The sequence below is a fragment of the Pseudomonas sp. B2021 genome, assembly GCF_018135665.1.
GTDB lineage: Bacteria > Pseudomonadota > Gammaproteobacteria > Pseudomonadales > Pseudomonadaceae > Aquipseudomonas > Aquipseudomonas lactis.
Genome location: NZ_SMOF01000001.1, coordinates 1,817,496 through 1,842,229, shown reverse-complemented (window position 1 = coordinate 1,842,229; position 24,734 = coordinate 1,817,496). Strand labels below are relative to the sequence as shown.

Below are 24,734 nucleotides of genomic sequence, written 5' to 3'. Positions count from 1 at the left end.
AAGGCGCTGTATCTTTCGATACAGCGCCTTTTTATGGTGTGCGGTTTAGCCGAACAGCCACTTCCACAGCAGTACCAACACCACCACCGCCAGCACCGGCCGCGCAATGCGGTAGGCCTTGGGATGCTTGCGCTTCCACTGTTTGACCTGGCCACTGAACTTGTCGCTGAAGGTCTTGCTCCAGGCGTACGCCTGGTTGATGCCGCCCACGCGCTCGTCATCGAGGTTCTGCGGCGCGGTTGCGCGGCCCAGTTGCTTGCTGACCCAGCGGTTGATACGGGTCATCACGCGGTTGCTCAATGGGCGCTCAATGTCGCAGAACAGGATCACACGGGTCTGTTCGGTTTCGTTTTTCACCCAGTGCACGTAGGTTTCATCGAACATCACGTCTTCACCGTCGCGCCAGGCGTAGACCTGACCGTCGACGAAGATACGGCAGTCGTCGGAGTTCGGCGTAGACAGCCCCAGGTGATAACGCAGGGAACCGGCAAACGGGTCGCGGTGCGGGTTGAGGTGACTGCCGCCCGGCAACAGCGCAAACATCGCGCCCTTGACGTTAGGGATGCTGCTCACCAACGCCACGGTCTTGGGGCACAGCGCCTCGGCCGAAGGCAGCGGTTTGTCGTACCACTTGAGGTAGAAACGCTTCCAGCCCTTCTTGAAGAACGAACCGAAGCCGGCGTCGTTGTTCTTTTCGGCGGCGCGGATGTAGCCCTCGTCGAACAGGTGCATGGCCTCTTCGCGGATCACTTCCCAGTTGTCCTTGAGCACATCCAGTTCCGGGAACTTGCTGCGGTCCAGGTAGGGCTTGGACGGCACCGCGGAAAACAGGTACATCAGGGCGTTATACGGGGCGAACAGCGCCGAATGGTTGACGAACTGACGCAACATCGGCAAACGGGCCTTGCCACGCAGGTGCACATACAGCGTGCTGCCGATGAACAGCAGCAACACCGACAGTTTGGCGGCCAAAGAAAAGGTCATGCAGCAACTCCTGGAAATAAGCGCCTGGCCAGCAAATTTCCGTCAATGGGAAACCAGACGTAGCAGCCGGCCATGATAAACACTTGAACCATTATGCAGAAGGCCCAGGAAACCAGACTGACCTGTATCAACACCTGTAGGAGCGAGCTTGCTCGCGAAGAACGTCAACGATAACGCGGGTTTACTGATACAACGTGGCGTTCTCAGGTTTTTCGCGAGCGAGCTCGCTCCTACAGTCGATTCAGGCTTGGTTTTCCTGTTCGGTAAACAAATCGCTGAATAACATGCTCGACAGGTAGCGCTCACCGGAGTCCGGCAAGATCACCACAATAGTCTTGCCCTGCATCTCCGGCTTCTCGGCCAGGCGCACGGCCACCGCCATGGCGGCGCCACAGGAGATCCCGCACAGAATGCCCTCTTCCAGCATCAAGCGCCGGGCCATGGCCTTGGACTCCTCGTCGGTCGCCAGCTCCACCCGGTCGACCATCGACAGGTCGAGGTTTTTCGGCACAAAACCGGCGCCGATCCCCTGGATCTTGTGCGGGCTGGGCTTGATCTCTTCACCCGCCAAGGCCTGGGTGATCACCGGGGAAACCATGGGCTCCACGGCCACCGACAGAATCGGCTTGCCCGCGGTGTTCTTGATATAGCGTGATACCCCGGTGATGGTGCCGCCGGTTCCCACGCCCGCCACCAGCACGTCCACGGCGCCATCGGTGTCGTTCCAGATTTCCGGGCCGGTGGTTTTCTCGTGGATCGCAGGGTTTGCCGGGTTGTCGAACTGGGCCGGCATAAAGTAGGTGGCCGGGTCGCTGGCGACGATCTCGGCGGCCTTGTCGATGGCACCCTTCATGCCCTTGGCCGGCTCGGTCAGCACCAGCTCGGCGCCCAGAGCCTTGAGCACTTTACGGCGCTCAAGGCTCATTGACGACGGCATGGTCAGCAGCAACTTGTAGCCACGGGCAGCGGCGACAAAGGCCAGGCCGATACCGGTGTTGCCCGAAGTGGGCTCGACGATGGTCATGCCCGGCTTGAGCTTGCCGCTGCTTTCTGCATCCCAGACCATGCTTGCGCCAATGCGGCACTTCACCGAATAACTCGGGTTGCGCCCTTCGATCTTGGCCAGGATCGTCACGCCACGCGGTGCGATGCGGTTGATCTGAACCAGGGGCGTGTTACCGATGGAGTGCGCGTTGTCTGCAAAGATACGGCTCATGGCGGTTCCTATTGTCGAGGCGTTGGGAAAGGCCCCAAGGGTATGCCGCGTACTCCCAAGCGTCCAGACGGAGGAACGTTGCGTTCATCAGAACAGTCAATCTCCTACAAGCAAGGAGAACTGCCCTATGAAACGTCGCTACAGTTGGCCGTTAGGGACCATCGCCGCTCTGGTGCTGGTCTTGATTGCCATCCACCTTGCGCTGCCCTACCTGGTGCGCAACTACCTGAACGACAAACTCGCCAACATGGGCGATTACCGTGGCGAGATTGCCGATGTGGACCTGGCGCTATGGCGCGGCGCCTACCGGATCAATGGCCTGCAAATCGTCAAGGTGGACGGCAAGGTCCCGGTGCCGTTCGTCAAGGCACCGCTGATCGAGTTCGCGGTGAGCTGGCATTCGCTGTGGTACGACCATGCCGTCGTGGCCGAGGGGCATTTTGTGCGCCCGCAGATCAACTTTGTCGATGGCGGTGCCAACAAGCAGGCGTCCCAGACCGGTAAAGGCACCGACTGGCAGGAGCAACTGCGCAAACTGTTACCGATCACCCTCAACGAAGTGCGCATCGAAGACGGTGAGATCGCCTTCCATAACTTCAGCTCCAAGCCCCAGGTGAATATCAACGCCACCGGGGTCAACGCCAGCTTCTATAACTTGACCAATGTGGTGGATGTCAAAGGCAAGCGCGACGCCCGCTTCGAAGGCAAGGCACTCCTGCAAGGCCAGGCGCCTCTGGAGGCCAACGCCACCTTTGATCCGCTGAGCGATTTCGAAGAGTTCGAGTTCCGCTTCCGCGCCCGCGACCTGCAACTCAAGCGCATGAATGACTTCGCATCGGCCTATGGCAAGTTCGACTTCAAGGCCGGCACGGGCGATGTGGTGATCGAAGCCCAGGCGGAAAATGGCCGGCTCACCGGCTACATCAAGCCGCTGCTGCGCGATGTGGAGGTGTTCGACTGGCAACAAGACGTTGAAAACCAGGACAAGAATATCTTCCGCTCGATCTGGGAAGCCGTGGTGGGCGCCAGCGAAACCGTGCTGAAAAACCAGCGTAAAAACCAGTTCGCCACCCGTGTAGAGCTGAGCGGTAGCGTGCATCAGCAAAATGTCAGTGCGTTTTCGGCGGTGATCGCGATTCTGCGCAATGGGTTTATCCAGGCGTTCAATGCCCGTTACGAACAGCCCAAGCCCAGCGCTGATTAACCCTGTTGGAGCTGGCTTGCCTGCGATAGCGGTGTATCAGCGACAGATTAGTTAACTGACCCACCGCCATCGCAGGCAAGCCAGCTCCCACACGTCCTGCATGGGCCAGGGCTGATGTGACCCGCCATTCAGAGACTGAATGCCCCGTCTGCGTTCACAGTCGCCGGGGCTGCGCGGTATAGTCAGGCCATTGATGAATTCGAGGAATGACCGATGAAGTTCGAAGGCACCCAGGCCTATGTGGCTACCGATGACCTGAAACTGGCCGTCAACGCCGCCATCACCCTGGAGCGGCCGCTGCTGGTCAAGGGCGAACCGGGCACCGGCAAGACCATGCTTGCCGAGCAACTGGCCGAATCCTTCGGTGCCAGGTTGATCACCTGGCACATCAAGTCCACCACCAAGGCACACCAGGGCCTGTACGAGTACGACGCGGTCAGCCGCCTGCGTGACTCACAACTGGGCGTGGACAAGGTGCACGATGTGCGCAACTACCTGAAGAAGGGCAAGCTGTGGGAAGCCTTCGAGTCCGAAGAGCGGGTGATCCTGCTGATCGATGAAATCGACAAGGCCGACATCGAGTTCCCCAACGACCTGCTGCAAGAACTCGACAAGATGGAGTTCTACGTCTACGAAATCGACGAGACCATCAAGGCCAAGAAACGCCCGATCATCATCATTACCTCCAACAACGAAAAAGAGCTGCCGGACGCGTTCCTGCGCCGCTGCTTCTTCCACTACATCGCCTTCCCCGACCGCACCACCCTGCAAAAGATCGTGGATGTGCACTACCCAGACATCAAGAAAGACCTGGTCAGCGAAGCGCTGGATGTGTTCTTCGATGTGCGCAAGGTGCCGGGCCTGAAGAAAAAACCTTCCACCTCCGAGCTGGTCGACTGGCTCAAGCTGCTGATGGCCGACAATATTGGCGAAGCGGTGCTGCGCGAGCGCGACCCGACCAAGGCCATCCCGCCCCTGGCCGGCGCTTTGGTTAAGAACGAGCAAGACGTGCAGTTGCTGGAGCGTCTGGCGTTCATGAGCCGTCGCGGTAATCGCTGATGCTGCTCAACCTGTTCAATGAGATGCGTGCCGCCAAGGTGCCGGTGTCGGTGCGCGAGCTGCTCGACCTGATCAACGCGCTCAAACAGCGCGTGACCTTCGCCGACATGGACGAGTTCTACTACTTGGCCCGGGCGATCCTGGTCAAGGACGAGCGGCATTTCGACAAGTTCGACCGGGCCTTCGGCGCCTATTTCAACGGCCTGGAAAAGCTCGACGACCACCTGCAGGCACTGATCCCCGAAGAATGGCTGCGCAAGGAGTTCGAACGTTCCTTGAGCGATGAAGAACGCGCGCAGATCCAGTCCCTCGGTGGCCTCGACAAGCTGATCGAGGAATTCAAGAAACGCCTGGAAGAACAGAAAGAACGCCACGCCGGTGGCAACAAGTGGATCGGCACCGGCGGCACCAGCCCCTTTGGTTCCGGTGGCTACAACCCCGAAGGCATTCGCGTCGGTGACGCCGGCAAGCGCCAGGGCAAGGCGGTAAAAGTCTGGGACCAGCGCGAGTACAAGAACCTCGACGACCAGGTAGAACTGGGCACGCGCAACATCAAGATCGCCCTGCGCCGCCTGCGCAAGTTTGCGCGCCAGGGTGCGGCCGAAGAGCTGGACATCGACGGCACCATCGACCACACCGCCCGCGATGCCGGCTTGCTGAATATCCAGATGCGCCCCGAGCGGCGTAACACCATCAAGCTGTTGCTGCTGTTCGATATCGGCGGCTCGATGGATGCCCACGTGAAGATCTGCGAAGAGCTGTTCTCCGCGTGCAAGACCGAGTTCAAGCACCTGGAGTACTTCTACTTCCATAACTTTGTGTACGAGTCGGTGTGGAAGAACAACCAGCGTCGCACCTCGGAGCGCACGTCCACCCAGGATCTGCTGCATAAGTACGGCGCCGACTACAAAGTGATCTTTATCGGTGATGCGGCCATGGCGCCCTATGAAATCACTCAGGCCGGTGGCAGCGTCGAGCATTGGAACGAGGAGCCGGGGTATGTGTGGATGCAGCGCTTCATGGCCAAGTACAAGAAGCTGATCTGGATTAACCCCTACCCGAAAGATACCTGGGGCTATACAGCGTCGACGGGGATTGTTCGCGAGTTGGTGGAGGATCAGATGTATCCGCTGACGCTGCGCGGGTTGGAAGAAGGTATGCGTGTTCTCTCCAAATAGGCGGTGGTGTCCCGGCCGGCCTCATCGCAGGCAAGCCAGCTCCCACAGAGGAATGCATTCCAACTTTGAAATGCAGTCAACATGTGGGAGCTGGCTTGCCTGCGATGCTTTTAGCAGTCAGCAAAGCGCTGCAAAAACTTGATGTGCTGCCGATGCGCCGCCTCCTGCACCACCGGTGCCAACCGCACCTTCTCCCCCGGCAAGCACTGCGCCAGCCGCGCCAAGGATAAAGGCGTCAACGCGCCCAACCGCGGATAACCACCGATCGTCTGCCGGTCATTGAGCAACACAATCGGTTGCCCATCCGGGGGCACCTGAATCGCGCCCAATGGAATCCCTTCGGAAATCAACGACGGCCCCTGATACTGCAACGGCGTGCCGAGCAAGCGCATGCCCATGCGGTCTGCACGGCTGTCCAGAGCCCATTCGGTGTTGAAAGCATCGAACAGGCTCTGCCCGCTGAACTGGCCTATCTGCGCGCCGATGATCACGTCCAGTGATGCAGCGGATTGCACATCCGGGTTGGCCAGCACCTTCATTGCACCGCCCGTACCGGAATACGCCAAACGCCCGCCTTCGGCCAGTGCCTTGCCGCAACCGTCCACCCCGCCCAATGCTTCGCGCACGACCGTGGCACAACTGCCCAGTACAGCCTGCGCATCAAAGCCACCGGGCGCGGCCAGATAAGCGCGTGCCCCAGTGAACGGCTGGGTGAAGCGCAATCGCTGGCCCTTTTGCAGGATAAAACTGCGACCGGGGCTTATCGCACGCTCATCGACATAGGCGCCCAGGTCCGCACCGGCCAAGGCCAGCAGGCAATAATCCTCGGCCTGCACGGTAAAGCCCCCCAGGGTGATCTCCACCACCGGCGCATCCAGGGCATTGTCCAGCAGCCAGTTGGCCCAGGCCATCGACACCCAATCCAGCGCGCCGCCCTGGGTCACGCCCAGGTGGCGTACGCCAAAACGACCGGCGTCCTGCAACAGGCACAGCGGCGTGCTGGCCTCGATGATCAAGCGGCTCATGCCTGCGCCTCCAGCGGCGTGTCGTCGCCACCCAAGTGGATGAATTCGGCGTGGCTGACCGAGGCGAAGCGCACCGTGTCGCCGGGTTGCATCAGGCTGTAGCCGTCGCGCTCCCGGTCGAACAGTTTGGCCGGGGTGCGGCCGATCAGGTTCCAGCCGCCCGGGGACACCACCGGGTACGCGGCGGTTTGTCGTTCAGCGATGCCGACGCTGCCGGCGGCCACGCGTTTGCGCGGCGTGTTGAGGCGCGGTGTGGCGAGCACTTCGTCCACCAGCCCCATAAAGGCAAACCCAGGGGCAAAACCGAGGGCGAACACCTGATATTCGTGGGCGCTGTGGCGGCGGATCACCTCCTCCACGGCCAGCCCGCTGCGCTGGGACAGCAAGGTCAGTTCCGGGCCGACACTCAGGTCGTACCACACGGGCAGCACATGGCACTGGCCACTGCCCTGCGCCTGGGGTTGCAGATCGGTGAGGGCCTGGTCGATCAGCGCCCGGGCCTGGGCCGGGGTCAGCGCCGTGAGATCGTAATGCACCATCAAGGTGGTGTAGGACGGCACCAGGTCCACCAAGGCCGGGCCAAAACCGTTGCGCAGGCGCTCGGTAGCCGCGAGCATCCACGGCATGTTGGCTTCGGCGATCACGTCAAACAGGCGCACCATCAGGCAGTCGATCGCCACCACTTCAATGCGTGGGTTCATGCTGTTTTCAACGCTTCGCGGATACGCTGCACGGCAGCAACCGAGCTGGCGTTGTCGCCATGCACACACAGGGTATTGGCTTGTAGCACCAATGGGCTGCCGTCGCTGGCAATCAGCGATTCGCCACGGAAAAGGGTCAGGGCCTGCTGCACGATGGTGTCGGCGTCGTGATGCACCGCGCCGGGCAGTTGGCGAGACACCAGATGGCCGTTATTGTCATAGGCACGGTCAGCGAAGGCTTCGAACCACAGGGTCACCCCGTATTCGTCGCCCAAGGGCTGGGCCGCGCGGTTGTCGCGGGTGGCCAGCAGCATCAGCGGCAGGTCGCCGTAAGCGGCCACGGCCTGGATCACCGCACGCAACTGCGCGGGGTTGGCCATCATGTCGTTGTACATCGCGCCGTGGGGTTTCACATAGCTGACGCGCCCGCCCTGGGCGCGGCAGATGCCGTCCAGCGCACCGATCTGGTAGTGCAACAGGTCCTGGATTTCCTGCGGCGTGTAGTTCATGGAGCGCCGGCCGAAGCCTTGCAGGTCCTGGTAGGCCGGATGAGCGCCCACTTGCACGCCGTGCTTGAACGCCAGGCTGACGGTCTTGCGCATGATGCTCGGGTCGCCGGCATGGAAACCGCAAGCCACGTTGGCGCAATCAATGAACGGCATGACTTCGGCGTCCAGACCCATGGTCCAGTTGCCAAAGCTTTCGCCGATGTCGCAGTTCAGTAGCAGGCGGCTCACGGGGGTCGCTCCTGTAGGATTTGTTTTCTTGTAGTGTGGGATTTTTTACGCAGAACTCGCAACTTGTCCTGACACCCCAACGACGCTTATCGTGCAATAGCTCGATTTTTGGCGCTTGCCCGGTGCGACGTCCAACTAATAAAAACCGATCCATGCATAAGAAAAAGTTGATCCCATGAATTTGAAGTTCCTCGAAACCTTCGTCTGGGTGGCCAAGCTCAAGAGCTTCCGGCTCACGGCCGAGAAGCTGTTCACCACCCAGGCCTCGATCTCCAGCCGCATCGCGGTGCTGGAAAGCGAGCTGGGGGTGAAACTTTTCCTGCGTGATTCGCGTGGCGTGAGCCTGACCCCGGAAGGTTTGAAAGTGCTCGACTATGCCGAGCAGATGATGGTGACCATGCAGGGCTTGAAGCAGTCCCTGGAGACCACCAGCAGCAAGGTTGGGCGCATTCGGATCGGCGCAATGGACACGGTGATCCACACCTGGCTAAGCCCGCTGGTTGCTGAGCTGATGAAGCTGTACCCACTGGTGGAAATCGAGCTGGTCGCCGACACTGCGCTGAACCTCAGCGATCAACTGCAAAAAGGTTTCCTCGACCTGATCCTGCAAACCGACCTGCTGCGCCTGGAAACCGTGCGCAGCCTGGAACTGGCCAGCCACCCCATGGCCTGGATCGTGGCCAGCCAGTCGATCTACAACCGCGACTACGCTTCCCTCGCCGAACTGGCCCAGGAACGCATCATCACCTACTCGAAAAACTCTCACCCGCATCAGGACGTATTGAGTTTGATGCAGGCCAATGGCGTGGCCGCACCGCGCATGAACTGCGTGAACTCGGTGTCGGCGATCACCCGGTTGCTGCGCGATGGCTTCGGCATCGGCGCGCTGCCACCGGTGCTGGTGAGCGAAGAACTGGAGCGAGGGGAATTGGTCATGCTGCCCATGGCCCAGCGTCTGCCGAACTTGCAGGTGGTGGTGTCGTGGCGTGTGGGGGTGGAGTTGGTGGAGGAGATTGTGGGGTTGTGCCAGAAAGTCGTTGCCCGCTATGCCGAGCAAGTCGGTGCAGAACGCATGCAACTGAATAAACCCGACTGATCGTTCCCACGCTCTGCGTGGGAATGCAGCACAGGGCGCTCTGCGCCCTCACGCGCGACGCGGAGCGTCAGAAAAAGCATTCCCACGCGGAGCGTGGGAACGATCAGTGGGTCGTTAGAGGCCCTTGAGGTCCCGCTCTTCGATGGGCCGGCTCTGGCGCAGGCGCCGACCACCCAGCACCACCCAGTCGATCAAGCGGTACAGGCACTCGATGCCGAACGACAACAGCATCGCCCCGCCCAGGCCCCAGCCCATGGCTTCGGGCGTCAGCAAGATCTGGTAGCTGTAGCCATTCCAGGTCTCCGAACGGATATCCGGGTCGGCAGCCACGGCCACTTGCAGGGCGCGGATGTACCACGGACCCTGCATGGCCTGGAATTGCTTGTCCAGCTCGAGCTGGCGGTCGAGCATGGCGCCCAGGCTGCTGGCGTCGCTCTGGAACACCGGGTCATCGCTGGCGCGGTAATGCGCCACCAAGGCTTGCATATCACCGTTGAAGAACTGCTGCGCCGTGGACTCGAAACCGCGCAAGCCGGTCTGCGCCTCGATCAGGTGGGCCTCGACGCGCTTGGCGTAGTCATTGATAAACCCAGGCACCTGCACGCCGACCAACAAGCCAACGGCAAACAATACCAACCGCAGATAGCTCAGCAACATGCTCGATTCCTTACTCGGTAACGCCCTGGCTGACACATTCACCGCGTCGCCACAGGCTCCATTGGCCCGGTTCGTAGCGGGTCCAGTTTTCGTTGTCAGTCAACGGCTCGGTGGCGATCACCGTTACCACATCATTGGGGGTGGTTTCAGCCTGAAAATCGACGATCACATCGACATCTTTCAAGCGCGCCGGGCCAAAAGGCGCACGCCGGGTGATCTGCGCAAGCTTGGTCGAGCAGTAGCAGAACAGCCAGTCGCCGTCGCTGAGCAGGCAGTTGAACACGCCTTTGCAGCGGTATTCGGCGCAGGCGGCGATCAGGTCGGGCAGCACCTGCTCAATGTCCACTGGCTCGGGGAAGGCTTCGCGCACGCGGTTGAGCAGGTCGCAGAACGCTGCTTCGCTGTCGGTATCGCCCACCGGGCGGTAGAAGGTGGCGCGGGGATTGAAGTCCGCCAGTTGGCCGTTGTGGGCAAAACACCAGTTACGCCCCCACAGCTCGCGCACGAACGGATGGGTATTGGCCAGGCTGACCTTGCCCACATTGGCCTGGCGGATATGGCCGATCACCACTTCGCTCTTGATGGGGTAACGCTGCACCAGCAACGCGACTTCCGACTCGCTGCTGGCGGCCGGGTCCTGGAACAGGCGCAGGCCACGGCCCTCATAGAAGGCAATGCCCCAACCGTCGCGGTGCGGGCCAGTACGCCCACCGCGCTGCATCAGCCCGGTAAAGCTGAACACGATATCGGTGGGGACGTTGGCACTCATGCCCAATAATTCACACATGCCAGGGCTCTCGCTGCAGGGCAAACAACGTTAAAGGCGCGGCTCGACCCGCATACCACCGGCAGGCGCCGGGCGACGGAACGGTTCGTCGTCTTCCGGCTCGGCGGCCAAAGCCGCATCCGCAGCCGCCTTGCGCTCACGACGAGCGTTGGCGGCGCGCTCGATGGGCCAGCGGATCAGCACAAACACGATGTACAGGGCAAACGCGATCATCGTGTACATGAACAGGTCGGAAATGGCGCGCCAGGCGTTGTTGCCGACCTTGAGCACCAGGTCCAGGGCGGTAATGGCCACGGCCGGCGCAAACTGGGTCTTGACCGGGTCGACGATGGTCGGGCTGAGCAGCAACACCGCCACCAGCAATTGCAGGGGCTCGCGCAGCCAGCGCCAGATCCAGCGGGTCATGCGCCACCACACCAACAGGCAGCCCAAAGCGGCGAAGGCGTAAAGGCCCCAAGCGGTCAGATAGTCGTTCTCGGTCATGGTGTCCATGGCAAGGTTGGCAAACAGGCGGCTATGATAACGGCTTTTGCGTGTCGCGGCTGCAATGCCTGCCACCGTCTGCCAGATAGGGAATTATCCATGCCTATTTCCACCGCACCGATTGCCCGCAAGGCCCCAGGCCCAGACCCGTACGCCTGGCTGCAAGAACGCGACAACCCTGAGGTGCTCGACTACCTCAAGGTCGAAAACGCTTGGCAGGAAGCGCAACTGGCCGATCAGCAGGCGTTGCGCGAGACCCTGTTCGACGAGATCAAGGGCCGCATTCTGGAAACCGACCTGTCCCTGCCCTCCCCTTGGGGCCCGTATTTGTATTACACCCGCACCACCGCCGGCGACGAATACGCCCGCCACTACCGCTGCCGCCGCCCGGCCGATGACAGCAACCACGTGGACGCCAGCAGCGAAGAACTGTTGCTGGACCCTAACGTACTGGCCAATGGCGGCTTTTTCTCCCTGGGCGCATTCAGCATCAGCCCCGACCACCAACGCCTGGCCTACAGCCTCGACACCAGTGGCGAAGAGATTTACACCCTGTTCGTGAAGGAATTGGCGACCGACAAGGTCAGCGAACTGGCGTTCGACAACTGCGACGGCAGCATGACCTGGGCCAATGACAGCCTGACGCTGTTTTTCGGTGAGCTGGACGACACCCATCGTCCGCACAAACTGTATCGCTATCGCCTGGACGGCACCGCCGCGCAGGAAGTCTTCCACGAGCCCGACGGCCGTTTCTTCCTGCATTGCTACCGCTCAAGCTCCGAACGCCAACTGTTGCTGGCCCTGGGCAGCAAGACCACCAGCGAAGTCTGGGCGCTGGACGCCGAGCAACCGCACCTGGCCTTCGCCTGCCTGGCGCCGCGGGTCGAAGACCACGAATACGATGTCGACCACGGCAAGCGCAATGGCCAGTGGACCTGGTTTATCCGCAGCAACCGCGACGGCATCAACCATGCACTGTACGTGGCCGCCGACACCGGCACGCCGCCCACCGAAGCCGACTGGCAGAACCTGGTCCCCCACAGCGATGAGGTCATGCTCGACGGCGTGAGCCTGAACGCCAACGCCATGACCTTGAGCCTGCGCATTGGTGGCCTGCCGGTTATCGAAGTACACCCCGAGAACGTGCCGGCCTATCGGGTGCAATTGCCTGACGCCGCCTACAGCCTTTACGTGCAGAACAGCCTGGAGTTTCCCAGCGACAAGATCCGCCTGCGCTATGAAGCCTTGAACCGTCCCGCCCAAGTGCGCCAGCTCGACCTGGCGACAGGCGCGCAGGTTGTGCTCAAGGAAACCCCGGTGCTGGGCGTCTTCAACGCCGATGATTACGTCAGCCAACGCCTGTGGGCCACGTCCGCCGACGGCACCCAGGTGCCCATCAGCCTGGTGGTCAAACGTGACCAGCTCGGCAAGCCGACGCCGCTGTACCTGTATGGCTACGGGGCCTACGGCTCAAGCCTGGACCCGTGGTTTTCCCATGCGCGCCTGAGCTTGCTCGACCGCGGGGTGGCGTTTGCCATCGCCCATGTGCGCGGCGGCGGTGAGCTGGGGGAAGCCTGGTATCGCAACGGCAAGCAGGAACACAAGCAGAACACCTTCAGCGACTTTATCGCCTGCGCCGAGCATTTGATCGCCCAGGGCCTGACCACCTCCCGGCAACTGGCGATCAGCGGCGGCAGTGCCGGCGGCCTGTTGATCGGCGCGGTGCTCAACCAGCGCCCGGAATTGTTCCAGGCGGCGATTGCCGAAGTACCGTTCGTCGACGTGCTCAATACCATGCTCGACCCGGAACTGCCGCTGACCATCACCGAGTACGACGAATGGGGCAACCCCGAAGACCCCGAGGTGTACGCGCGCATCAAGGCCTACGCGCCCTACGAGAACGTCAGCGCCCAGGCTTACCCGGCCACGCTGGTGATCGCCGGCTATAACGACAGCCGTGTGCAATATTGGGAAGCCGCCAAGTGGGTGGCCAAGCTGCGTGATACCAAGACGGACGACAACCTGCTGCTGCTCAAGACCGAACTGGGCGCCGGCCATGGCGGCATGAGCGGGCGCTATCAGGGGCTACGTGACGTCGCCCTCGAATATGCCTTTGTGTTCAAGGCCCTCGGCCTGGTCTAACCGCCTGGCGTCTTTGGCTTGCTGTCGTTCTGCTGCAGGCCAGGGACCGTCTGGTCCTTGGGCGGTGCCGGCAGCACGATGGGCGCCAGCGGTGGCGAGCCATTATGGGTCTTGGGCGCAACGGGCGGCGTGACTTGCGGGTACAACGTGGGCGTTGGCGTGCCCGGCGCGCCTGGGGTTGCCGTGGGCGCGACCGGTACGGTTTGTAACTCCTGAGCCTGCGCGGTACCCAATGCGAGCGCGCTCAACACAATGACCGTTAGAATGCTGCACTTCATCGATGGCTCCATGGCCTGACCGGAATGCCTTAAGGCTACTCCCAACCGCGCAAGAATGCCCTTCCCAATGAGATTTCCATGAAACGTTTCGTTCTGCTGGACACCACCCCAATCCCCGACAACGGCGGTGCCTTGTGCCTGTTCGAATACGGCGAGGACTTCGTCATCAAGATCCAGGGCGGTGACGGCGGCCAGTTAATGAACACGCGCATGCACGGCTCCGAAGATGCCCTGGCGGAGATTCCCTGCCGCAAGGTGGCCGGTCGCCTGGGTTCACGGGTGCTGATCGGCGGCCTGGGCATGGGCTTTACTTTGGCTGCGGCGCTCAAGCATTTGGGCAAGAGCGCCGAAGTGGTGGTGGCCGAACTGGTGCCCGGCGTCGTGGAATGGAACCGTGGGCCGCTGGGGGAGAAATCCGGTCGCCCGCTGCTGGACCCGCGCACCGTGGTCCGCCAGGAAGACGTGGCCAAGGTACTGCAGGCCGAACCCCAAGGCTTTGACGCGATTATGCTCGACGTCGACAACGGCCCCGAGGGACTCACGCAAAAAGCCAACAGTTGGCTGTACTCGGCCAGTGGCCTGGCCGCGTGCGCCAAGGCCCTGCGGCCCAAGGGTGTGCTGGCGGTGTGGTCGGCCAGCGCCGACAAGCTGTTCAGTGACAAACTGCGCAAGGCCGGCTTCAAGGCCGAGGAAGTGCAAGTATTTGCCCATGGCAACAAGGGCACGCGGCATACCATCTGGATTGCAGAGAAGCTCAAGGGCTGATCACGGTTGATTCAATCGCGCCAATCCCCTGTGGGAGCGGCTAGAATCAACCCTATCCGTGAACCACCCAATAATAGCCAGGAGCCATGATGAGCTCGAACAACCCGCCCTCCCACACCGCTAAGCTGGACCGCATCCTCGCCGATGCCCAGCGCGACCGCGAAATGGGCTACCGCGATAAAGCCTTGAAGATGTACCCCCATGTGTGCGGCCGCTGCGCCCGTGAGTTTTCCGGCAAGCGCTTAAGTGAACTGACCGTCCACCACCGTAACCACAACCATGATGACAACCCCCAGGACGGTTCCAACTGGGAGTTGCTGTGCCTGTACTGCCACGACAACGAACACTCGCGCTACACCGACCAGCAGTACTTCGGCGAAGGCTCCACCAGCAGCCCGAGCATTGCCAAGGCAACGCACAACCCGTTTGCGGCGTTGGCGGGGTTGATGAAGAAGGACGACTGAGGCTTTTCTTTGCCTGTTCCGGCCTCATCGCAGGCAAGCCAGCTCCCACAGTAGGAATGCATTTCCCTGTGGGAGCCGGGCTTGCCCGCGATGACGATCGTCCAAGCACTGCATCCCCCCAGGCCGTATAATCGCCGTTTTTCTCAAGGCACCCTTCCCCGTGGGCAATAAACGCTACAGCTGCATCGGTCTGTATAACCCCAAATCCCCCGAAAACGTCGGCTCGGTGATGCGTGCCGCCGGCTGCTACGGCGTGGCCTCGGTGTTCTACACCGGCGTGCGTTACGAGCGCGCCCGGGATTTCATCACCGACACCAAGAAGGTGCACCACGATATCCCGCTGATCGGCATCGACGACCTGAAAAAGATCCTGCCCCTGGGTTGCATCCCGGTCGCCGTGGAATTGGTCGAAGGCGCCCGCCCGTTGCCTGAATACACTCACCCCGACCGCGCGCTGTATATCTTCGGCCCCGAAGACGGTTCCCTGGACAAAGAGATCCGCGACTGGTGCGAGGACGTGGTGTACATCCCCACCACCGGCTGCATGAACCTGGCGGCCACGGTCAACGTGGTGCTCTATGACCGCCTGGCCAAGGGCAACAACACCCGTTCGGGCCCCAAGTACTGATCTTGCGGGAACATCCGGCACATGCGCGCAGTCAGCTAGTAACACTTGCCCTTGTTGGAGACTGATCATGAGCGACAGCAAAACCTTGCGACCTGTCATCGAAGCCACACCGTTGAAACCTCAACCCAACCAGAACGTGCATGGCTGGGAACGCATCGGCTCAGTGGCCGGCGGAGTGATGATGGTGGGTAAAGGCCTGCGCCGCGGTGGGATTTTCGGCTTGATCCAGGTGGCGATTGGTGGCGTGGCACTGGCCCGTGGCTTTACCGGGCACAGTTCGCTCAAGGACAAACTGGAACAGGGCCGCCAGGAAATGAACAGCGTGCGCACGAAAATCGAGCGCGCCGGGGAAGAGTTGAAGAACCTGAAGACCAAGGCTGAAGTGGCGGCTGAAAAGGTGGTGAAACCTAAAGCCTGATCTAAGACTTGGACATGCTGGAGATTCAAATGTGGGAGGGGGGCTTGCCCCCTCCCACATGTTGAATTGCACAGGGCTAGGAATCAGCGCAGCAGTTTGCTGTCCAGCACCACCGACGACTCGCCGATCACGCTCTCGGCCAACTGCACGAACTCTTTGGTGTTGATGCTGTTCACCCGCATCACTGCCTGCGCCAGATCGTCCAGGGAGCGTTTGTTGTGGGTCTTCACGCGGATCTCTCGGTCCAGCTCCTGCAACACCACCACCGAACGCGCCAGCGTCGCGCCGTTGACGTGCTCGCCTTTGAGCGTAGTGACGTCTTTACCTTCTTTGGTCAGCCGCGCCTGGATCGCCGCATAGCGTTCATCGGTGATGCCACCGGCACGCCGCATCAGTTCAATCGCGTAGTACTCGCCCAAGCCCTCGCTGATCCAGTCACTGCTATCGTGGTCGTTGAAGCGCCCGATGGCCTGTACCACTTCGCGCAGCAACGGGCTGCTGCCATTTTCGCCAACGAGCGGCGTGCGGCTGTTGAGGTAGATCGAGTCGCGCAGTGAATAAGCCCCCCGCCGCATCGGGTCACTGGCGCCGACGATCAACAGTTTGCCGGGATGGCGCGGGAAGGCGGCTTCCACCTGGGGCCAGACAAACGTCAGCAGCGTCAGCACGTCCATACGGCGCATGCCCTGACCCTTTGGCGAGGCCACGGTGACGTCGGTTTCACCCAGGCGCAGGCGGCGGCTGCCGAGGTTGCCCGCCAGCATCCAGCCGGTGGGACGGTCGAACAGGCGGGACACGTTGTCGATGCGGAATTTGTTTTGGCCGATGCGCGGCCAGGCGGTTTCGACGCTCTTCCACCCGGTAGGCAGTTCGAACAGCAGGCGTGAGACCAGCTCGATGCCGTCTTGCTGATCGAGACGTGCGGCCGGTACCAGGTCTTCGCCGCGCAGTAACGCCCAGCCGGGCGTGATCCGTGTGTCATAAACCCCGGGCTTGCGCGCATGGGCCAGGCGCACCCGGTAGGTCAGGCTGGCCTTGTCGGCGCTGGGTTGCCACAGGCCACGGTTGCCGGTGACCTGCCACTGGCCATCGGCCTTGAAGTCGCTGTAGTCACCGTCGCGGCCCAGGTCGAAGTTCAGGCTGCGCACCGCCGCGCCCTGGGACAGGCTGACGCGCACCTCGGCCTGCTGGCTTTGGGGCAACAGCTTGATGTGGTAATCCAGGTCGACTTTCTTCGCGCACCAGCCCGGCCCGCTCAGCGCCAGCACGACCAGGCCCGCTGCCCACTTGGCGGCCACCTTCATACACACTCCTCGTTCAGCCTGCGCGGAAAATCAGGTAATCCTCCCAGTCATCCTCGGGCACGCTGCCTTCGCTGAGCATGCGCCCGGACTGGGAAATGCGTTCGTGGTGCACCGCGTCACGGTCGCCGCAGACCAGGTGATGCCACAGCGGCAAGTCCTTGCGCTCGCTGACCAGGCGGTATCCGCAGGTCGGCGGCAACCATTTGAACTGGTCGGCCTGGCCCGGCGTGAGCTGGATGCAGTCGGGCACCGAGGTGCGGCGGTTGGGGTAATCGGTGCACTGGCAGGTTTTCAGGTCGAGCAGTTTGCAGGCGATGCGCGTGTAATAGACGCTGTTGTCGTCTTCATCCTCAAGCTTTTGCAGGCAGCACAGGCCACAGCCGTCGCACAACGACTCCCACTCCTCCTGGTCGAGGTGCTCAAGGGTTTTGCGTATCCAGAAAGGTTCGACTTTGGCGGCCATGGCTCTGCATCAGTATCGGAAGGTGAAAAGGCCGCCAGTCTAGTGCCCAAGCCGGTTGGGGCCAAGCGCTTACGACTGACGGTGTTGCAAGACTTGTCAGGCAGGGGTGGGCGCAGTAGCTTTGAATCCCGGTTTTTTCATCAGGATCTGTCCATGAGCAATAACCCCCGCGTTGCCGATTATCCGATCCACTCCCAATTCACCGAGCGCTGGTCGCCCCGCGCCTTTACCGGCGAGAGCATCCCGCAGGAGACGCTGCTGAGTTTCTTCGAAGCCGCACGCTGGGCACCTTCGGCCTACAACTCGCAGCCGTGGCGGTTTCTGTATGCGCGCCGTGACACGCCGGATTGGGCGCGTTTCCTGGGCCTGCTCAATGAATTCAACCGCAATTGGGCGCAGCATGCGTCGGCCCTGGTGATCATCGCGTCGAAAACCGACTTCATCGCCCCCGGCGCCACCGAAGAAACCCCGGCGCTGTGGCACACCTTCGACACCGGCTCAGCCTGGGGCCACCTGGCGCTGCAAGCCAGCCTCAGTGGCTGGCACACCCACGGCATGGCCGGTTTCGATCAGGAACTGACCCGCAAGGAGCTGAAGATTCCCCAGGGTTATGCGCTGCATGCGGCCGTGGCGGTGGGCAAGTTGGGGGACAAGTCGAGTTTGCCGGAGTACCTGCAAGGGCGCGAAATGCCGAGCCCGCGCAAGCCGTTGAGCGAGCTGGTGTCCGAGGGTGACTTCAGCCTCTAAGCATCGCACTCTGACCCTCTGTAGGAGCGAGCATGCTCGCGAAAAACTCACAGGCGCCGCGTTTATTCAGAAAGTACGCGTCATCGTTGACGTTCTTCGCGAGCAAGCTCGCTCCTACAGAGGGCATGGGGCAAGCTCAGTACCCGCGCTCGAAATCCACTTCCCCGCGCAGCGCTTGCTTGGCCTGATACGCCCGCAGGTTCTGTACAAACAATTCCACCATCATCGGCGGCGAGGTCGGGGCCGAGCTGTGCCCGGTCAACAGCAAACCCCACGCCGTCCAGAACGGGTGGCGTTGCGGCAAAGGCTCCTGGCGGCACACGTCGATCACCGCGCCGGCCAGGTGCCCTTCTTTGAGCGCCTCGACCAGGTCGGCGTCCACCACCGCCACGCCGCGTCCGACGTTGATAAACAACCCGGTGGGCTTGAACTGCTTGAACAGCGCCGCGTCGTACAGGTCATGGGTATCAGGCGTGTTGGGCAGCAGGTTGATCACGTAATCCACCTCCCCCACCAGCCGGCCTAACTGGTCGAGCCCGGCCACTTCGATAAACGGCGCCTGCTCGCGGGCCTGGCTGGCGATGCCATACAGCTGCACGCCGAATGGCAGCAGAAACTCGGCCACGCTCTGGCCAATGTCACCGGTGCCGACGATCAGCGCCTTGCGCCCGGCCAGGCTCTGGCCCATGCGGTTATCCCACTTGCGCTCCACCTGGCTGACCAGCCGCGCCAGCACTTCGCGCTCGTGGCCCAGCATGTAGGTGAGGACAAACTCGGCCATGACCTGGCCAAAAATGCCTACCGCTCGGGTCAGGCGATAGTCGCGGGGCAAGCCATCGGCCAACAGTGGCGTGATGCCCGCCCAGGTCGATTGCAGCCATTGCGGGTGATGGCCCTGGCGCAGCAGGGTCGCCAACAGATCGGGCTGGCCCAGCCACACCGGGCAGTCGGCGGCCAGGCGCGAAAGTTCGGCCGAGTCGCCGCTGGTCAGCACTTCAAGGTCTGGGGCGGCGTCCCTGAGCAATTGGGCGTAGAGCGGATGATCCTGTTCAGCAATCAGAACACGCATGGTTCAAACCTTTGAAAAAACAGTGCAGACGGCCGCCCGCATCCTTACGGCCACCGTCCTCTAATACGATTCCATTGAAACGGTGCCCTGAGGCGGGCACTGGTGATCACATCGGGTCGTTGCGGCGCAGCAGCTCTTCGGGCAAGTGCTCGATGTACTCGTCCTCGGCCGGCGGCATTTGCAGGTGGTAGCCCTGCTTGTCGAGGTTTTCCAGCACCACGGCGATGTCTTCGCGCGACAGCTTGCGCTCAGGCGTCAGCACCATGTCAAAGGCGTGATGCGCCTTGCCAAAGGCTTCCATCAACGGCTCGGGCACGCGCTCCAGGGCGTCGCTTTTGAGCACATAGAGGTACATGCCGTCTTTTTTCTTGCTACGGTAGATGGAGCAAATACGTTTCAAGGCTGTTCTCCGGCATTGGCCAGGCTGTCGAGCAGCGCCTGGCCCATCAACTCGCGGCGCCAGCCACGCAGCGAGTCTGGCAATTGGTAAGGCCCATCGGGGTAGCCACTTTTAACCAGGGCTTCGAGGGTTTTCTTGCGCAGCATCAGTTCCGGCGCCATGTCCAGGCGCTCGGCGAAGGTTTGGCCCAGGGCCCGCAGTTGCTTGATCAACGCTGCAGCGTCCACGGGTAAAGGCTCAGCCACGGCAGGCGGCCATTGGTCCATGGGCACGCTGGCGGTGCGTTTGATCAGGTCCAGCAGGAACTGGCCGTCCTGGCGCACGGTGCGCGGGTGCATGTCTTCGATCTTGCCCAGGGCAGCGAGGTTATCCGGCTGGGATTTGGCCAGGGGCCACAACGAGTGTTCGCGAATGATGCGGTTGCGCGGCAAGTCGCGAGCACGGGCCTGCTGCTCGCGCCAGGCGCACAGTTCACGCAGCACCGCAAGTTGAGCACGGGACAACTTCCACGCCAGCTTGGCGTCGCGGTACAGCTCGTAGGGGTCGATCTCGCGGCGCAGGTTGGCCACCAGTTCGGCGCCGTCTTCCAATACCCAGGCGTATTTGTCGTCCGACAGTTGCGGGCGCAGGCGGGTGTAAACCTCGGCCAGGTGCACCGCGTCTTCGGCGGCGTAGCTGATCTGCGTCTCCGACAATGGCCGCTGCAGCCAGTCGGAGCGGGTTTCACCCTTGGGCAGCTCGATGTCCAACACCGCTTGCACCAGCCGCGAGTAGCCCATGGAGAAACCGAGGTTGAGGTACGCCGCCGCCAATTGGGTGTCGAACAACGGCACCGGCAAGCTGCCGGTCAGGCGCAACAGCACTTCCAGGTCTTCGCTGCAGGCGTGCACCACCTTGATCACCGCTGGGTTTTCCAGCAAGGCGGCCAAAGGTTGCCAATTGTCGATGGTCAGGGGGTCGATCAGGTAAGCGCGCACGCCATCACCGATCTGGATCAGCCCGGCAATAGGGTAAAAGGTGTCGACCCGCATGAATTCGGTGTCGAGGGCGACGAATGGCAACTGCTGCCATTCGGCGCAATGCTGGCCGAGGCTATCGTTGTCGCAGATCCAGTGAATATCGATGGCCACACGGCTCTCCCTTGAAGAATGGCGCGCAGTATATATCGCGAAAGAGGCTTGCGAGCATCCGCAGTGCACACGCCATCATGAAAACTCCGACAGGAGATGAAGAATAGTCCGACAAACGGGCGTTATCCTCTCTTACGCAAAACGTAGACGCACCATAGTCGCGAGCCCGGCAGGAACTCTTGGTAATTGAGGATTTTGAAGCCGGCTTGGCGAAACTCGCTCTCTACGGGCGTGCCCACGTTCACGGCCACGATCACGGTGTCGCGGCTGACGCGGTGAAACTCGTGCAACAACATGAGTCGTGCATCGCTGTCGGGCACATGCCGAAACAAATCCAGGCAGAAAATGCAGTCCACCGCATTTGCCGAAAGGCCAATGGAAAACGCCGAGCCCTGGAATGTTTTGACACGCTTGAGCAACGCGCCCGGGTGATGGGTGCGCGCGTGATCGAGCATCGCCTGGGAGTTGTCCGAGGCCAGGATCACGCGGTTGACGTGTTCGGCCAGCACCGGCCAGAAGCGCCCGGAACCGCACGCCAGGTCGAGGATAAGCCCAGGCTCGCCCGCCACCTTCAGCGCTTGGCGCACCAGCCGCGCATCGCGCCACGCCGACAGGCGCTGCAACAGCCTGGGCGGACGCGGGTCGCCACAGCCCCTGGCATGCTCACGGTCATAGCGCTCGGTGAATTCGGTCTCGATGGAGGATGGAGGTTGTGGCGACATCGCGGGCTCATGTGAATGAAACGGTAGTAAACGACCTTGATTCGCAGCTTAACCGCCGCAACGTGAAAAAAAGGTCGAAAGCCCCTACCCGCTAAAATCGATCATGCCTGGTGTAAATACCAGCGCCAATCCTGCTCCCCCACCTCGCCCATGAACTGGCGGTATTCGGCACGTTTGACCGCCAGGTAAACGCCGAGGAATTCACGCCCGAACGCGTCCGGCGCCCAGCGGGACGTTTCCAGCGCGCGCAAGGTGGTCAGCCAGTCGGTGGGCAGCAGCTCCGTGGCCTGGGCGTAGCCGTTGCCTTCCACCGGGGCGCCAGGGTCTAGCTGTTCGCGGATGCCTCGGTGAATGCCGGCCAGGATTGCGGCGGCCGCCAGATAGGGGTTGGCGTCGGCGCCGCAGATACGGTGTTCGATATGCCGGGACTGGGCCGGGCCACCGGGCACACGCAGGCTGACGGTGCGGTTGTCCACGCCCCAGGTGACCGCGAGCGGCGCATAGCTGTTGGTTTGGAAGCGCCGATAAGAATTGGCGTTGGGGCAGAACATCAACAGTGAATCGAGCAAGGTGCTGAGCATGCCGCCCACGGCCTGGCGCAGCAGCGGCGTACCGTCTGCCGCTTCACTGGCAAACAGGTTATTGCCCTGGGCATCGGCCAGGCTGACGTGCATATGCATGCCTGTACCGGCCAGGTCGTCGAACGGCTTGGCCATGAAACAGGCGGTCATTCCATGCTTGTGCGCCACGCCCTTGACCAGGCGTTTGTAGCGCACGGCTTCGTCCATCGCCTGCAGCGCGTCGGTGCGGTGTTCGAGGGTGATTTCCACTTGGCCCGGCGCGTACTCGGAGATGGCCGTGCGCGCCGGAATCCCTTGCAGCTTGCAGGCGCTGTAGAGGTCGGCAAGAAACGGTTCGATCTGCTCCAGTTCGCGCAGGCCATACACCTGGGTCGAGCGCGGGCGATTGCCATCCACATCCCGCGCCGGTTGCGGACGGCCGTTGCTGTCGGGCTTCTGGTCGAGCAGATAGAACTCCAGCTCCGCCGCCATTACCGGGTAGTAACCGTCAGCCTTGAGCGCCTCGATAACTTTGGCCAGCAGGTGCCTGGGGTCGGCCACGGTGGCGGGCAGGCCTTCGGTGGGGTGCATGCTCACTTGCACCGCCGCGGTGGGGATCAAGCGCCACGGCATGCGCTGCAAACTGCCGCTGATCGGGTAGGCACGGCAGTCGATATCCCCCACCTCCCACACCAGCCCGGAGTTTTCGACGTCATCGCCATTGATGGTCAGGCCGAGGATGGTGCTGGGCAGAGGCCGACCACTTTCGTACACCGCCAGCAGTTCGTCGCGGTGCAGCAGCTTGCCGCGCGGTACGCCGTTGTTATCGAGGATAAACAGCTCGAACATTTCGATGTCGGGGTTCTGTTCAAGGAAGGTCTGGGCTTCGTGCAGGCTGGCAAAAACACTCATGGGAATTCTCATACGTTTGCATCAGGCAAGCGCGCAGGCGCCGCCAGGCAGATGCGCACAGGTGCGCGTCATCCATGTGGGTAGATCAACGTAGGAGAGAGGTATCTGGCGGGCGCGCGTGTCGGCAATGGAACAAGGCCCAGAACGCAAGCGCAGACGGCAATGTCGCGGTGTGAGTATCGGGGCAAGCGTGCATGCGCAAGTCACAGTGATAGAGATACCTGAGCGTCACATGCCGGGATACGCGGGTCAACTCAGGCTTGACGGAGTTTGGTTGCAGTTTGGCTAAACATTCTGCCTGTAGGAGCGAGCTTGCTCGCGAGGATCGTTAACGATAACGCGGGATGCCTGATTCACAGCGGCGCACTCAGGTTATTCGCGAGCAAGCTCGCTCCTACAAAAAACGGGCATTATGGCGGCTTCGACCGTGCCCTAAGGATTCGACTCCATGAAAGCGCCTCTGGCCCTCTGTGTACTGGCAAGCCTGGCCAATGTCGCCCAGGCCGACACCGCCGCGTCACGCCTTGACGAAGTGATTGCACGCGGCACCCTCACCGTGTGCACCACCGGCGACTACAAGCCTTACACCTCGCTGCGCAGCGACGGCGGCTATGAAGGTATCGACATCGCCATGGCCGAGTCCCTGGCCAAGAGCCTCAACGCCAAAATCAACTGGGTACCCACCACCTGGAAAACCCTGATGCCGGACTTTCTGGCCCAACGCTGCGACATCGCCGTGGGCGGTATTTCCGTGTCGTTGGAACGTCAGAAAAAAGCCTTTTTCAGCCAGTCGCTCGGAGTCGATGGCAAGATCCCACTGGTACGCTGCGCCGACGTGCAGCGCTACCAGACGGTGGAACAGATCAACCAGCCCCAGGTGCGAGTGATCGAACCGGCCGGTGGCACCAACGAAGTGTTTGCCCGTGCACACTTGGGCCAGACGCAGATTCGCCTGCATGACAACGTAACGATTTTTGATGAACTGCTGACGGGCAAGGCCGATGTAATGATCACCGACGCCAGCGAGGCGCGTTATCAGCAGAAGCTCAAGCCTGGGTTGTGTGCAGTCAACCCCGAGCAACCGATGCAGTACAGTGAAAAAGCCTTTTTGCTGCCGCGTGATGATGTCGCCTGGAAGAGTTATGTGGATCAGTGGTTGCATTTGAATGTGGCGACAGGGGCGTATGCGGGGATTGTGGGGCAGTGGTTGGCTGCGCCATGAATGTGGTCGGCGCGATCTAAATGTGGGAGCTGGCTTGCCTGCGATTGGGCCATAAGTACCTACACAAAAAGCCGCTGCTGCCCCAAGGTAACCACGATGCGAAGCGAGCCGCTCTTGATCTTGATCTGCTTGTGATCTTGATCTCAGGCGCCCCGTCAAACCACGCTGGCCGAACGCAGGCTTGAATTCGTGGGTAACCCGGCAGGACGCCGGGTTAGCCGCCCCGCGCCATGGATGGCGCGTGGCGGCGGCCCACGGATTCAAGCCTGTGTTCGGGCACACCGAGCCCAAGCGAGGTGCCGAGTGGTGGGGCAAGAGCCCTTTGGTTACTTTGGGGCTTTTCCAAAGTGACCCGCCGTCAGGGCGGCCCCCTAAGTGGCCGT

27 protein-coding genes and 2 pseudogenes are annotated in these 24,734 nt (G+C 61.7%); 13 read left to right on the top strand and 16 right to left on the bottom strand.

The annotated features are described in order from the left end of the window. Window positions 1–45 precede the first annotated feature (45 nt). On the bottom strand, window positions 46–984 hold the full coding sequence (locus E1K68_RS08370) for an aspartyl/asparaginyl beta-hydroxylase domain-containing protein (RefSeq protein WP_005786126.1): 939 nt from the start codon (window positions 982–984) through the stop codon (window positions 46–48). A 148-nt stretch (window positions 985–1,132) separates the two neighbouring features. Here E1K68_RS08370 and E1K68_RS27745 point away from each other — a divergent pair. Beyond that, a pseudogene (locus E1K68_RS27745) lies at window positions 1,133–1,222 on the top strand (outer membrane lipoprotein carrier protein LolA); the annotation flags it as partial. A 3-nt stretch (window positions 1,223–1,225) separates the two neighbouring features. Here the strand turns inward: E1K68_RS27745 and cysK are convergent. Further along, window positions 1,226–2,200 carry a cysteine synthase A gene (cysK, locus tag E1K68_RS08365; RefSeq protein WP_003189630.1) on the bottom strand — a complete coding sequence of 325 codons (975 nt, stop codon included), beginning with the start codon at window positions 2,198–2,200 and terminating at the stop codon, window positions 1,226–1,228. A gap of 127 nt (window positions 2,201–2,327) precedes the next feature. Here cysK and E1K68_RS08360 point away from each other — a divergent pair, with 127 nt between their 5' ends. The 3 genes from E1K68_RS08360 (at window position 2,328) to E1K68_RS08350 (ending at window position 5,641) form a co-directional block, all read left to right on the top strand. Beyond that, a complete protein-coding gene (locus tag E1K68_RS08360) occupies window positions 2,328–3,404 on the top strand; it encodes a DUF748 domain-containing protein (RefSeq protein WP_003189629.1) in 1,077 nt (358 codons plus the stop codon). A gap of 213 nt (window positions 3,405–3,617) precedes the next feature. Beyond that, window positions 3,618–4,463, top strand: a complete 846-nt coding sequence (locus tag E1K68_RS08355; RefSeq protein WP_003189627.1) for a MoxR family ATPase — start codon at window positions 3,618–3,620, stop codon at window positions 4,461–4,463. After that, window positions 4,463–5,641, top strand: a complete 1,179-nt coding sequence (locus tag E1K68_RS08350; RefSeq protein WP_212613953.1) for a VWA domain-containing protein — start codon at window positions 4,463–4,465, stop codon at window positions 5,639–5,641. Before E1K68_RS08355 ends, E1K68_RS08350 begins: the two co-directional genes overlap by 1 nt. 110 nt (window positions 5,642–5,751) lie before the next feature. Here the strand turns inward: E1K68_RS08350 and E1K68_RS08345 are convergent, their stop codons facing one another. The 3 genes from E1K68_RS08345 to E1K68_RS08335 are packed head-to-tail and all read right to left on the bottom strand — an operon-like array spanning window position 5,752 to window position 8,104. Continuing rightward, window positions 5,752–6,666 (bottom strand): biotin-dependent carboxyltransferase family protein, encoded by a 915-nt coding sequence (locus E1K68_RS08345; RefSeq protein ID WP_212613952.1) that lies wholly within the window; start codon window positions 6,664–6,666, stop codon window positions 5,752–5,754. After that, window positions 6,663–7,367 (bottom strand): 5-oxoprolinase subunit PxpB, encoded by a 705-nt coding sequence (gene pxpB, locus E1K68_RS08340; protein ID WP_212613951.1) that lies wholly within the window; start codon window positions 7,365–7,367, stop codon window positions 6,663–6,665. Before pxpB ends, E1K68_RS08345 begins: the two co-directional genes overlap by 4 nt. Further along, window positions 7,364–8,104, bottom strand: coding sequence for a 5-oxoprolinase subunit PxpA (locus E1K68_RS08335; RefSeq protein ID WP_212613950.1), 741 nt, complete (start codon window positions 8,102–8,104; stop codon window positions 7,364–7,366). Before E1K68_RS08335 ends, pxpB begins: the two co-directional genes overlap by 4 nt. A 175-nt stretch (window positions 8,105–8,279) precedes the next feature. Here E1K68_RS08335 and E1K68_RS08330 point away from each other — a divergent pair, with 175 nt between their 5' ends. Beyond that, a complete protein-coding gene (locus E1K68_RS08330) occupies window positions 8,280–9,200 on the top strand; it encodes a LysR family transcriptional regulator (protein WP_003189619.1) in 921 nt (306 codons plus the stop codon). Between the two features lie 114 nt (window positions 9,201–9,314). Here the strand turns inward: E1K68_RS08330 and E1K68_RS08325 are convergent, their stop codons facing one another. From E1K68_RS08325 to E1K68_RS08315, 3 genes are read right to left on the bottom strand one after another with little or no spacing between them, the layout of a single operon-like run. Next, window positions 9,315–9,857: a DUF2937 family protein gene (locus tag E1K68_RS08325; RefSeq protein WP_014717492.1), complete on the bottom strand. Its 543-nt coding sequence runs from the start codon at window positions 9,855–9,857 to the stop codon at window positions 9,315–9,317. A gap of 10 nt (window positions 9,858–9,867) precedes the next feature. Beyond that, on the bottom strand, window positions 9,868–10,644 hold the full coding sequence (locus E1K68_RS08320) for a class II glutamine amidotransferase (protein ID WP_212613949.1): 777 nt from the start codon (window positions 10,642–10,644) through the stop codon (window positions 9,868–9,870). A gap of 30 nt (window positions 10,645–10,674) precedes the next feature. Further along, window positions 10,675–11,202 carry a hypothetical protein gene (locus E1K68_RS08315; protein ID WP_032900466.1) on the bottom strand — a complete coding sequence of 176 codons (528 nt, stop codon included), beginning with the start codon at window positions 11,200–11,202 and terminating at the stop codon, window positions 10,675–10,677. Between the two features lie 24 nt (window positions 11,203–11,226). Here E1K68_RS08315 and E1K68_RS08310 point away from each other — a divergent pair, with 24 nt between their 5' ends. Further along, window positions 11,227–13,269 carry a S9 family peptidase gene (locus E1K68_RS08310; protein WP_212613948.1) on the top strand — a complete coding sequence of 681 codons (2,043 nt, stop codon included), beginning with the start codon at window positions 11,227–11,229 and terminating at the stop codon, window positions 13,267–13,269. On the opposite strand, the gene E1K68_RS08305 is transcribed toward E1K68_RS08310, so the two are convergent. Continuing rightward, on the bottom strand, window positions 13,266–13,547 hold the full coding sequence (locus tag E1K68_RS08305) for a hypothetical protein (protein WP_212613947.1): 282 nt from the start codon (window positions 13,545–13,547) through the stop codon (window positions 13,266–13,268). The genes E1K68_RS08310 and E1K68_RS08305 overlap by 4 nt on opposite strands. Before the next feature lie 78 nt (window positions 13,548–13,625). Here E1K68_RS08305 and E1K68_RS08300 point away from each other — a divergent pair, with 78 nt between their 5' ends. From E1K68_RS08300 to E1K68_RS08285, 4 genes are all read left to right on the top strand, one after another. Further along, a complete protein-coding gene (locus E1K68_RS08300; RefSeq protein ID WP_212613946.1) occupies window positions 13,626–14,312 on the top strand; it encodes a hypothetical protein in 687 nt (228 codons plus the stop codon). Between the two features lie 89 nt (window positions 14,313–14,401). Beyond that, the gene (locus tag E1K68_RS08295) at window positions 14,402–14,776 is read left to right on the top strand and encodes a YajD family HNH nuclease (RefSeq protein ID WP_003189609.1); all 375 of its coding nucleotides are present in this window, start codon (window positions 14,402–14,404) and stop codon (window positions 14,774–14,776) included. Between the two features lie 160 nt (window positions 14,777–14,936). Next, the gene (locus E1K68_RS08290) at window positions 14,937–15,404 is read left to right on the top strand and encodes an RNA methyltransferase (protein ID WP_003189607.1); all 468 of its coding nucleotides are present in this window, start codon (window positions 14,937–14,939) and stop codon (window positions 15,402–15,404) included. A gap of 67 nt (window positions 15,405–15,471) precedes the next feature. Continuing rightward, on the top strand, window positions 15,472–15,822 hold the full coding sequence (locus E1K68_RS08285) for a DUF2892 domain-containing protein (RefSeq protein WP_057710842.1): 351 nt from the start codon (window positions 15,472–15,474) through the stop codon (window positions 15,820–15,822). An 83-nt stretch (window positions 15,823–15,905) separates the two neighbouring features. Here E1K68_RS08285 and E1K68_RS08280 read toward each other — a convergent pair whose 3' ends face one another. Together E1K68_RS08280 and E1K68_RS08275 are read right to left on the bottom strand one after the other, a co-directional pair. Then, window positions 15,906–17,126, bottom strand: coding sequence for a hypothetical protein (locus E1K68_RS08280; protein ID WP_034133631.1), 1,221 nt, complete (start codon window positions 17,124–17,126; stop codon window positions 15,906–15,908). A gap of 13 nt (window positions 17,127–17,139) precedes the next feature. Further along, entirely contained in the window at window positions 17,140–17,589 is a 450-nt protein-coding gene (locus E1K68_RS08275; protein ID WP_212613945.1) for a YcgN family cysteine cluster protein, read from the bottom strand. A gap of 153 nt (window positions 17,590–17,742) precedes the next feature. Here E1K68_RS08275 and E1K68_RS08270 point away from each other — a divergent pair, with 153 nt between their 5' ends. Further along, the gene (locus tag E1K68_RS08270; protein WP_212613944.1) at window positions 17,743–18,336 is read left to right on the top strand and encodes a nitroreductase family protein; all 594 of its coding nucleotides are present in this window, start codon (window positions 17,743–17,745) and stop codon (window positions 18,334–18,336) included. Between the two features lie 136 nt (window positions 18,337–18,472). Here the strand turns inward: E1K68_RS08270 and E1K68_RS08265 are convergent, their stop codons facing one another. The 5 genes from E1K68_RS08265 to E1K68_RS08245 all read right to left on the bottom strand — a co-directional run bounded on the left by E1K68_RS08265 (window position 18,473) and on the right by E1K68_RS08245 (window position 23,129). Further along, window positions 18,473–19,405 carry a D-2-hydroxyacid dehydrogenase gene (locus E1K68_RS08265; RefSeq protein ID WP_003189599.1) on the bottom strand — a complete coding sequence of 311 codons (933 nt, stop codon included), beginning with the start codon at window positions 19,403–19,405 and terminating at the stop codon, window positions 18,473–18,475. Between the two features lie 106 nt (window positions 19,406–19,511). Then, window positions 19,512–19,805: a YcgL domain-containing protein gene (locus tag E1K68_RS08260; protein WP_003189597.1), complete on the bottom strand. Its 294-nt coding sequence runs from the start codon at window positions 19,803–19,805 to the stop codon at window positions 19,512–19,514. After that, window positions 19,802–20,935, bottom strand: coding sequence for a ribonuclease D (gene rnd / locus E1K68_RS08255; protein ID WP_003189594.1), 1,134 nt, complete (start codon window positions 20,933–20,935; stop codon window positions 19,802–19,804). Before rnd ends, E1K68_RS08260 begins: the two co-directional genes overlap by 4 nt. Window positions 20,936–21,057: 122 nt before the next feature. Next, window positions 21,058–21,657 (bottom strand): class I SAM-dependent methyltransferase, encoded by a 600-nt coding sequence (locus E1K68_RS08250; RefSeq protein ID WP_003189592.1) that lies wholly within the window; start codon window positions 21,655–21,657, stop codon window positions 21,058–21,060. 101 nt (window positions 21,658–21,758) lie between these two features. Then, window positions 21,759–23,129, bottom strand: a complete 1,371-nt coding sequence (locus tag E1K68_RS08245; RefSeq protein WP_212613943.1) for a glutamine synthetase family protein — start codon at window positions 23,127–23,129, stop codon at window positions 21,759–21,761. A 291-nt stretch (window positions 23,130–23,420) separates the two neighbouring features. Between E1K68_RS08245 and E1K68_RS27740 the strand changes: the two are divergent. Then, a pseudogene (locus tag E1K68_RS27740) lies at window positions 23,421–23,528 on the top strand (outer membrane lipoprotein carrier protein LolA); the annotation flags it as partial. Window positions 23,529–23,577: 49 nt separating this feature from the next. Then, window positions 23,578–24,351, top strand: coding sequence for a transporter substrate-binding domain-containing protein (locus E1K68_RS08240; RefSeq protein ID WP_034133636.1), 774 nt, complete (start codon window positions 23,578–23,580; stop codon window positions 24,349–24,351). The last annotated feature ends 383 nt before the right edge of the window (window positions 24,352–24,734 follow it).

Excerpts from the sequence above, each read along its gene's own strand:
- E1K68_RS08275 (WP_212613945.1), bottom strand. The coding sequence starts at position 17,589 with ATGGCCGCCAAAGTCGAACCTTTCTGGATACGCAAAACCCTTGAGCAC.
- E1K68_RS08240 (WP_034133636.1), top strand. The coding sequence starts at position 23,578 with ATGAAAGCGCCTCTGGCCCTCTGTGTACTGGCAAGCCTGGCCAATGTC.
- E1K68_RS08360 (WP_003189629.1), top strand. The coding sequence starts at position 2,328 with ATGAAACGTCGCTACAGTTGGCCGTTAGGGACCATCGCCGCTCTGGTG.
- E1K68_RS08330 (WP_003189619.1), top strand. The coding sequence starts at position 8,280 with ATGAATTTGAAGTTCCTCGAAACCTTCGTCTGGGTGGCCAAGCTCAAG.
- E1K68_RS08325 (WP_014717492.1), bottom strand. The coding sequence starts at position 9,857 with ATGTTGCTGAGCTATCTGCGGTTGGTATTGTTTGCCGTTGGCTTGTTG.
- E1K68_RS08305 (WP_212613947.1), bottom strand. The coding sequence starts at position 13,547 with ATGAAGTGCAGCATTCTAACGGTCATTGTGTTGAGCGCGCTCGCATTG.
- E1K68_RS08280 (WP_034133631.1), bottom strand. The coding sequence starts at position 17,126 with ATGAAGGTGGCCGCCAAGTGGGCAGCGGGCCTGGTCGTGCTGGCGCTG.
- E1K68_RS08300 (WP_212613946.1), top strand. The coding sequence starts at position 13,626 with ATGAAACGTTTCGTTCTGCTGGACACCACCCCAATCCCCGACAACGGC.
- E1K68_RS08345 (WP_212613952.1), bottom strand. The coding sequence starts at position 6,666 with ATGAGCCGCTTGATCATCGAGGCCAGCACGCCGCTGTGCCTGTTGCAG.
- cysK (WP_003189630.1), bottom strand. The coding sequence starts at position 2,200 with ATGAGCCGTATCTTTGCAGACAACGCGCACTCCATCGGTAACACGCCC.
- E1K68_RS08270 (WP_212613944.1), top strand. The coding sequence starts at position 17,743 with ATGAGCAATAACCCCCGCGTTGCCGATTATCCGATCCACTCCCAATTC.
- E1K68_RS08350 (WP_212613953.1), top strand. The coding sequence starts at position 4,463 with ATGCTGCTCAACCTGTTCAATGAGATGCGTGCCGCCAAGGTGCCGGTG.
- E1K68_RS08295 (WP_003189609.1), top strand. The coding sequence starts at position 14,402 with ATGAGCTCGAACAACCCGCCCTCCCACACCGCTAAGCTGGACCGCATC.
- E1K68_RS08265 (WP_003189599.1), bottom strand. The coding sequence starts at position 19,405 with ATGCGTGTTCTGATTGCTGAACAGGATCATCCGCTCTACGCCCAATTG.
- E1K68_RS08310 (WP_212613948.1), top strand. The coding sequence starts at position 11,227 with ATGCCTATTTCCACCGCACCGATTGCCCGCAAGGCCCCAGGCCCAGAC.
- E1K68_RS08245 (WP_212613943.1), bottom strand. The coding sequence starts at position 23,129 with ATGAGTGTTTTTGCCAGCCTGCACGAAGCCCAGACCTTCCTTGAACAG.
- E1K68_RS08355 (WP_003189627.1), top strand. The coding sequence starts at position 3,618 with ATGAAGTTCGAAGGCACCCAGGCCTATGTGGCTACCGATGACCTGAAA.
- E1K68_RS08320 (WP_212613949.1), bottom strand. The coding sequence starts at position 10,644 with ATGTGTGAATTATTGGGCATGAGTGCCAACGTCCCCACCGATATCGTG.
- E1K68_RS08370 (WP_005786126.1), bottom strand. The coding sequence starts at position 984 with ATGACCTTTTCTTTGGCCGCCAAACTGTCGGTGTTGCTGCTGTTCATC.
- E1K68_RS08250 (WP_003189592.1), bottom strand. The coding sequence starts at position 21,657 with ATGTCGCCACAACCTCCATCCTCCATCGAGACCGAATTCACCGAGCGC.
- E1K68_RS08285 (WP_057710842.1), top strand. The coding sequence starts at position 15,472 with ATGAGCGACAGCAAAACCTTGCGACCTGTCATCGAAGCCACACCGTTG.
- pxpB (WP_212613951.1), bottom strand. The coding sequence starts at position 7,367 with ATGAACCCACGCATTGAAGTGGTGGCGATCGACTGCCTGATGGTGCGC.